At 72.7% G+C, this 8,467-nt stretch carries 1 protein-coding gene; it reads right to left on the reverse strand.

From position 1 onward, the window contains the following. Window positions 1–8,410, reverse strand: an 8,410-nt coding sequence (locus ABZZ04_RS38975) for an amino acid adenylation domain-containing protein (protein ID WP_356936983.1), incomplete at its 3' end; no start/stop codon positions are given. Window positions 8,411–8,467 lie beyond the last annotated feature (57 nt).

Here is an 8,467-nt window from a genome sequence, read left to right on the forward strand (position 1 = left end):
CCGGATGCCGCCCCAAAGCAGCCTCCACCTCACCCGGCTCAACCCGAAAACCCCGAACCTTCACCTGATCATCAACACGACCCACGAACTCCAGGTCGTTGTCGCCGTTCCAGCGAACGCGGTCACCGGTGCGGTACATCCGGTCGCCCGGGGCCCCGAACGGATCGGCCAGGAAGCGCTCCGAGGTCAGGGCGGGCCGGTCGAGATAGCCGCGGGCCAGCCCGGCCCCTGCGACATAGAGCTCCCCCGCCACACCCGGCGGTACCAGCCGCAACTGCTCGTCCAGCACGTACACCCGCTTGCCCGCGAGGGGCCGCCCGATCGGCACGGTGTGGGCGACGGCGTGCGGGGCGCCGAGGACGTGGCGCGTGGCGAAGGTCGTGGTCTCGGTGGGGCCGTAGCCGTTGACGAAGACGGCGTCCGGGCACACCTCGGCCAGCCGCCGCACGGCCGCGGGCGGTACGGCGTCACCGCCCGCCAGCACCTGGCGCACGCCCGTCAGGCAGTCGGCGGCCTCGTCCATGACGACCCCGAAGAGGCCGGCGGTCATCCACAGCGAGGTGACCCCGTGCTCGACGATCACCCGCCGCAGCACCTCGGCGTCGACCCTGCCCTCGGGCGCCACCACCACCTGACCACCGGTCAGCAACGGCACCCACAGCTCGTAGGTCGAGGCGTCGAAGGCGAGCGGCGAGTGCAGCAGCACCCGCTCGTTCGCGAAGCGCAGCGCCGGGTCCTGGGCGAGCGCCGCCACGTCGGCGTGGGTCACCGCGATGGCCTTCGGCACGCCGGTCGAGCCGGAGGTGTACATGATGTAGGCAAGCTGGTGGGGGAAGACCCGCACCGGAAGGTCGGCGTCGTCCCCGTGTTCCCCCGTCCCCGGCGTCAGGTCGGCAGGCGTGACCAACAGGGGCTCCAGGACCTGCAGTTGCTCCGGAATGGTCGAAGCCCGGTCGCAGAGCAGCAGCTTCATGCCGGTCGCGTCCCGCATCTGCCGAAGCTGCGCGGCGGGACGGCGCGGGTCCAGCGGCAGGTAGGCGGCCCCTGCCTTGAGCACGGCGAGCAGGGCCACGATCGCCTCGGCGGAACGCGTCACGGCCAGGCCGACGACGTCCTCCGTGCCGATCCCCGCCCGCCTCAGCCGGTGGGCGAGCCTGTTGGCCGCGGCGTTCACCTCCATGTAGCTCAGGACGGTTTCCCCGCAGACCAGGGCCGGGGCCCCGGGCGTGCGCGCCGCCTGGGCACGGAACAGCTCCGTCAGGGGAAGCTCGGGAGCCGGGGTCCCGGGTCCGGTCCCGACGGTCATCAGACGCCTGCGCTCGTCGCCGTTCAGCAGTTCGAACGAGCCCAGTCGGCTCTGCGGGGTCTCCGCCATCCTTCCCAGCAGGTGCAGCCATCGCTCGACCAGCGCCTGGACCGTTCCGTGGTCGAACAGGTCGGTGCTGTACTCGACGAATCCGGTGAGGCCCGCGTGCTGCGCGTGCTCGGACTCCAGCTCCGTGAGGCTGAAGAACAGGTCGAACCGCGACGTGCCCGTACGGGTGCTGTCCTGGACGACCTTCAGTCCGGCCAGCTCGAACGCGTCGCTCGGCGCGTTCTGCAGTGCCAGCATGACCTGGAAGAGCGGGTGGTGCCCGGCGGACCGGGTCGGGTTCAGCTCCTCCACCAGGTGCTCGAACGGCACGTCCTGGTGGGCGTACGCCGCGAGGTCCGTCTCCCTGACCCGGCCCACGAGTTCACTGAAGGTGGGGTCGCCGGAGGTGTCCACGCGCAGCACCAGCGAGTTGACGAAGAACCCGACGAGGTTCTCCGTCGCCTCGTCGGTACGGCCGGCGATGGCGCCACCGAGCGGGATGTCGGTGCCCGCGCCGAGCCGCGTGAGCAGCGCGGCGAGGCCCGCCTGGAGGACCATGTAGAGGCTGGATCCGGTGCTGCGCGCCAGGGCCGCGAGGCGGCTGTGCAGTTCGCCGTCCAGGTCGAACAGCACACCGTCACCGCGGTGCGAGGCGACCGCGGGCCGGGGCCTGTCGTAGGGCAGGGCCAGTTGCTCCGGCAGTCCGCTCAGCGTCTTGCGCCAGTAGTCCACCTGTTCGCCCATGAGGCTGTCGGGGTCGGCGGGGTCGCCGAGCAGCTCGCGCTGCCACAGCGTGTAGTCCGCGTACTGCACGGGCAACGGCTGCCACTCGGGAGCCCGCCCCGCACAGCGCGCCGCGTACGCCGCCGCCAGATCCCGGGCGAGCGGGGCCATGGACCAGCCGTCGGCGGCGATGTGGTGCATCAGCACCAGCAGCACGTACTCGCCCTCTCCGAGGTCGAAGAGCTCCGACCGGAGCGGGAGTTCGCCGGACAGGTCGAAGCCGTAGCGGGCCGCGGCGGCCAGCGCCGAAGGCAGTTCGGCGGCTGTGGTGCGGGTGGTCCGCAGTGGGGGCCCGGCTGCTTCGGCGGACAGGATCTCCTGCCGCGGTGTGCCGTCGTCCAGGGGGAAGAGCGTGCGCAGCGACTCGTGCCTGACCACCACGTCCCGCAGCGCCCGGGCGATGGCGTCCCGGTCCGGCTCGCCGGTCAGGCGCCACACCAGGGGGATGTTGTACGTGGGGCTCGGCCCTTCGAGGCGGTGCAGGAACCACAGCCGCCGCTGGGCGTAGGACAGCGGAACCTCCTGCGGGCGTCGCATCGGCGCCAGCGCCGTACGGGGCCTGCCGGACGTCATCAGGAAAGCGGCCAGACCGGCCGGGGTGGGCGTCTCGAAGAGGTGACGAACCGTCAGCTCTGCTCCGAAGACCGAGCGGACGCGGCTGACGAGCCGGGTTGCCAGCAGAGAGTGCCCGCCCAGGTCGAAGAAGCTGCTGTCGGCACCCACCCGGGGCACGCCCAGCACGTCCGCGAAGAGCGTGCACAGGACGTCCTCCTGGGCACTGCCGGAATCGTGGACGGGCGTGTTCGCCCCGTACCGGGGCTCCGGCAGGGCCTTGCGGTCCAGCTTGCCGTTGGGCATGAGCGGGAACGCGGGCAGCACGTCGACCGCCGCGGGCACCATGTGCCGGGGCAGCGCACCGTTCAAATACCGCCGCAGTTCGTGCGCGTCGAGGATTCCGCCGTCGGACGCCACCGCGTACGCGGCGAGATGGCGTCCCCTCGACGCGTCCTCGTGCACGGTGACGGCGGCCTGCGCGACGCCGGGGTGCGCCGCCAGTGCCGCCTCGATCTCCCCGGGTTCGATGCGGAAACCGCGAATCTTGACCTGGTCGTCGGCACGGCCCACGAACTCCAGGATCCCCTCGGCGTCGCGGCGGACGAGGTCACCGGTGCGGTACATCCGCTCCCCCTGCACGCCGTAGGGGTCGGCGACGAACCGTTCGGCGGTCAGTCCGGCCCGGCCCAGGTAGCCGCGGGCGAGTCCTTCGCCCGCGACGTACAGTTCCCCGATCACGCCGTTCGGGACCGCCTCCAGGGCGCTTCCCAGGACCCGCAGCCGCGTGTCCGCACCCGGCCTGCCGAGCGGCGGCGCACCGCCCCCGCTGACGGGATCGCTGGTGGCCACACAGGCGGTGGCCTCGGTGGGGCCATAGGCGTTGACCAGGTTCCGGCCGGTGGACCAGCGGGCGGCCAGGTCGGGCGGGCAGGCCTCGCCGCCCACGATCAGCGTCCCCGGCAGGAGTCCTCCGGTGTCCGGCAGGTGGCGCAGCACGGAGGGCGGGACGAGCGCATGGGTGATGCGCTCCGCGGCGAGCGTCCCGGCCAGTTCGTCGCCGGCGAGCAGTCCGCCCTCGCGGGGCACGACGAGCGCGCCACCGGTCGTGAGGGCCATGAGGAGTTCCATGACCATGGCGTCGAAGCTGGCCGACGCGAACTGCAGGACCCGGCTGTCCTCCCCGAGCCCGAAGCGCTCCTGCTGGGTGGCGGCCAGCGCGGCCAGGCCCCGGTGGGTCACCAGCGCGCCCTTGGGGACACCCGTGGAACCCGAGGTGTAGATCAGGTACGCGGGGTGGTCCAGGCGAAGCGGCTGTTGCCGGTCGGTGTCCGTCGGGTCGGTCGCCGGGCGGGACGAGCGCACGCCCGCCAGGATCGCGTCGGACAGGATCATCCGCGGCGCCTGTCCGGGCAGCCGCGCGGCGACGGCCTCGGTGGTGAGGACGAGGTGCGGTGCGGCATCGTCGAGCATGAGGGCGATGCGCTCGGCGGGGTACTCCGGGTCAACGGGCAGGTAGGCGCCGCCCGCCTTGGCGACGGCGAGCAGGGCGACCACGAGGTCCGCGGAGCGGGGCATGGACAGCGCCACCACGGTCTCGGGGCCCACGCCCCGGCCGATGAGCTCGTGCGCCAGCGCGTTGGCGTCGCGGTGCAGCTCCCTGTACGTCAGCCGGGTGCGGCCGCAGACGAGCGCGGTCCGCCCGGGGGTGCGCCGGGCCTGCTCCTCGTACAGGCCGGGCAGTGTCATGGCCCGTACGCCGGACCGGGCGCCCTCGGCGGCCGCCAGCGTGGTGACGTACTCCTCCTCGCGGAGAACGGGCAGCTCCCCGATGCGCCTGCCGGGGTCGGCGACCGCGGCGGCCAGCAGGCGCAGCCATCGATCGACCAGTGTGCGCACGGTGGCGCGGTCGTAGAGGTCGGTGCGGTACTCGACGAATCCGTCGATCCCGGCGGCCGTACCGCTGTCGGTGTGCCGCTCGCTGACGCTGAACGTGAGGTCGAAGCGGGACGTTCCGGTGTCGATGCGCTCGACGCGCGCCTGGAGCCCGGGCAGTTCGAAGGCCACCTCGGGGGCGTTCTGCAGGGCCAGCATGACCTGGAACAGCGGGTGGTGGGCGGCCGAGCGCACCGGGTTGAGCCTCTCCACCAGGTGCTCGAAGGGCACGTCCTGGTGGGCGTACGCCGCAAGGTCCGTCTCCCGTACCCGGTCCAGGAGTTCCCCGAAGGTCGGGTTGCCCGCGGTGTCGACCCGGGTGACCAGCGTGTTCACGAAGAATCCGACGAGCTCCTCGACCGCCTCGTCGTTGCGCCCCGCGACCAGTGCGCCGAGCGGGACATCGGTCCCCGCGCCGAGCCGGGTGAGGAGGGCTCCGAGGCCCGCCTGGAGCACCATGAAGAGGCTGGCGCCACGCTCACGTGTCAACTCCTGCAGTGCGCGGTGCAGTTCCGGCTCGACACTGAAGTCGAGCACGTCGCCCGCGTGGCTCGCCGCCGCGGGGCGGGGGCGGTCGGTGGGCAGGTCGAGACGTTCGGGGAGCCCGGCGAGCGCGCCGGACCAGTAGTGGAGCTGACGGGAAATCAGGCTGTCGGGGTCGCCTTCGTCCCCGAGCAGGTCCCGCTCCCAGAGCGTGTAGTCGGTGTACTGCACCGGCAGCCCGCTCCACTGCGGCTCCCTGCCCGTGCACCTGGCCGCGTAAGCGGTGGCCAGGTCGCGGGCGAGGGGCGCCATCGACCAGCCGTCGGCCGCCACGTGGTGCAGGACCAGCAGCAGGACGTGCTCCCGCGGGGCGCCGTCGCGCGGGTCGACGACGAACAGGTGGGTGCGCAGCGGTGGTTCGGCCGACAGGTCGAAGGCGTGGCGCGCCGCTTCGGTCAGGGCGCCGTGCGTCTCGTCGGCACCGACGTGGGCGATCCGCAGCTCGGGCGTCGCCGAAGCGGCGTCCAGGACGAGCTGATGGGCGGTGCCGTCGACGTCGGGGAAGACCGTGCGCAGGGTCTCCTGCCGGACCACGAGGTCGCCGAGCGCCAGCCGCAGTGCCTCGACGTCCGGGGTGCCGGTCAGCCGCAGCGTGAGCGGCATGTTGTACGTGGCGCTCGGCCCTTCGAGGCGGTGCAGGAACCACAGCCTGCGCTGTGCGAAGGACATCGGCACCCGGTCGGGTCGCTCCGCCCTGCGCAGCGCGGCACGGGCGCGTCCGGAGCCCAGCAGCACCCCGGCGAGACGGGCCGCGGTCGGCGCCTCGAACAGCTGCCGGACCTCCAGCTCCGCGCCCAGCACGGAGCGAATCCGGCTGAGCAGACGGGTGGCGAGCAGGGAGTGTCCGCCGAGGTCGAAGAAGCTGTCGTCGACGCCCACCGCCGGCAGGCCGAGCACCTCGGCGAAGAGCCCGCACAGGATCTCTTCCTGCGGCGTCCGCGGCGGCCGTCCGGTGAGGGAGGGACCGGCATCGGGCACGGGCAGGGCCTTGCGGTCCAGCTTGCCGTTGGGGGTCAGCGGCAGTGCCTCCAGCGCGACGAAGGCGGACGGCACCATGTAGTCGGGCAGCCGCTCCCGCAGGTGCTGCTGCAGTTCCTTGGCCGCGACGCCCGGCCGGTCCGTGGCGGCCGGAGTGTTGGTCCACGCCTTCTGGCCCCCGGCGGCGTGTTCGGCGCCCGCCGTCGCCTGCGGCCGTACGGGTGCCACGGGCTCGCCGGGGCGGTCCTGGGCACGGTCCACGAAAGCCGCGTCGAACAGGTCGTCGCCGAGGGCCGACCACGACACCACGACCCGGCGGCCGAAGCGCTCGCCGAGCTCCTCCCAGTGGGCCGGCTCGACGGCGTCGCCGAGGGGCGCGCGGAGCCGCTCCCGTGCCCGTGCGCGGTCCCCGTCGACGTGCAGCGCGGCAGCCGCCGCGAACTGGGCGGCCACGCGGGCGTTGGGCACGCCGATCACGCGCAGCGGCTCCGCGGTCGCGTCCGCGAGGCGTGCGACGAGGTCCGCCTCGCCGCTGATCCCGGAGCCCCAGCGGAGCACGGTCCCGCCGTCCTCGTCGGCCGGGGCCTCGGTGTGGGCGCGCAGCACCACGTCGTAGCGGTAGCGGGTCAGTTCGTTGCTTCCGGTCCCCGACTTGAGCCGTATCTCCGCCGCGGCCCATTCCGGGAGGGTGCGGGTGAGAGCGGTGAAGTAGTCCGGGTCGACGAGGAGTTCGTTCTCGCGGGCCAGGTCCTGTTCCACGGCGCGCCGCAACGTGGCGGCGTCGGCGTCCGCGTCGGCGGCACCGAGCTGGATCTCGGTCCGCATGGTGTTCAGCAGACGGAGGTTGCGTACGTCACCGATGAACACCGAGCCCCCGGGCGCCACCAGCCGTCCCACGGCCCGCAGCACGTCCGCGAGGTAGTCGGCGCTCGGGAAGTACTGCACCACGGAGTTGATCACGACGGTGTCGAAGTGGCCCTCGGGCAGACCGTCGAGTTCGTGCGCGGCCCGGCAGTGCAGGGTGATCCTGTCGGCGAGATCGGGCCGTTCGACGATCTCGGCACGGAGGCGGTCGATGACGCTCGGGGAGAAGTCGGTCGCCCAGTATTCCTCGGTGTGGGGTGCCAGCCGGGAGAGGATCAGGCCGCTGCCCACACCGATCTCCAGGACCCTGCGGGGGGCGAGTTCACGCACCCGGTCGACGGCCTCGGCCCGCCAGGCGCGCATCTCCTCGACCGGGATGGGCTGTCCGTCGTAGCTGCTGTGCCAGCCCGAGAAGTCCTCGCCGAACGGCGCCGGCGGGAGGTCCGCGTACATGGACTCGTAGATCGACTGCCAGTCGTCGACCTGCTTGTCCTCGCCCGTGGCGTCCCGGTTCCCGGGCTCTGGGGTCCGGGGCACGACGTAGCCGACCAGGCGCTTGTCGCCCGGGGTGTCCTCGCGGACCACGACCGACGCGTGGCGGACGGCCGGGTGGCGCACCAGCTCGGCCTCGATCTCGCCGAGTTCGATGCGGAAGCCACGGACCTTGACCTGGTCGTCGGCCCGGGCGAGGTACTCCAGTTCGCCGTCGGCGTTCCACCGCACCACGTCGCCGGTGCGGTACATGCGGCTGCCGGGCGCGCCGAAGGGCGAGGCGACGAAGCGCTCCGCGGTCAGGTCGGGGCGGCCCAGGTAGCCGCGGGCAAGCCCCGCGCCGGATATGTACAGCTCGCCGGGGACTCCGGGGGGTGTCAGGTGGAGCCGGTCGTCGAGTACGTACACCTGGGTGTCGTAGATGGGGCGGCCGATCGGGGGAACGGAGCCGCCCGAGGTGCGCTCTCCGATGGTGGCGCAGACGGTGGTCTCGGTCGGGCCGTAGCCGTTGAGGAGCCTGCGGCCGCGGGACCAGCGATCGGCCAGCTCCGCGTCGGATGCCTCGCCCGCGGCGAAGAGCGTGTGCACGGAGGCCATGGCCTCCTGGGAGAGGGTCTTGAGCACTGCGGGCGGAATGACGGCGTGGGTCGGGGCGTGCTCGGCCATCAGGGCTTCCAGGGCCGGTCCCGGCACCGTCTCGTCGCCCGTGGGGACCAGGAGGCAGCCGCCGGTCAGCAGCGCGGAGCACAGGTCCCAGAAGGAGATGTCGAAGCTCGGCGAGACGAACTGGAGCACGGTGCTGCCCGGGCCGTAGCCGTACTTCTTGGCCTGGGCGACCATGGCGCCGATGCCCGAATGCGTGACGACCACGCCCTTGGGAACGCCCGTCGAACCGGACGTGTAGATCACGTACGCCGGATCCTCCGCACGCACCACCACACCCTCGACCGGACCACCCCCGGCCTC

This window comes from Streptomyces sp. NPDC006435 (genome assembly GCF_040612315.1).
In the GTDB taxonomy this organism is placed as follows: domain Bacteria; phylum Actinomycetota; class Actinomycetes; order Streptomycetales; family Streptomycetaceae; genus Streptomyces.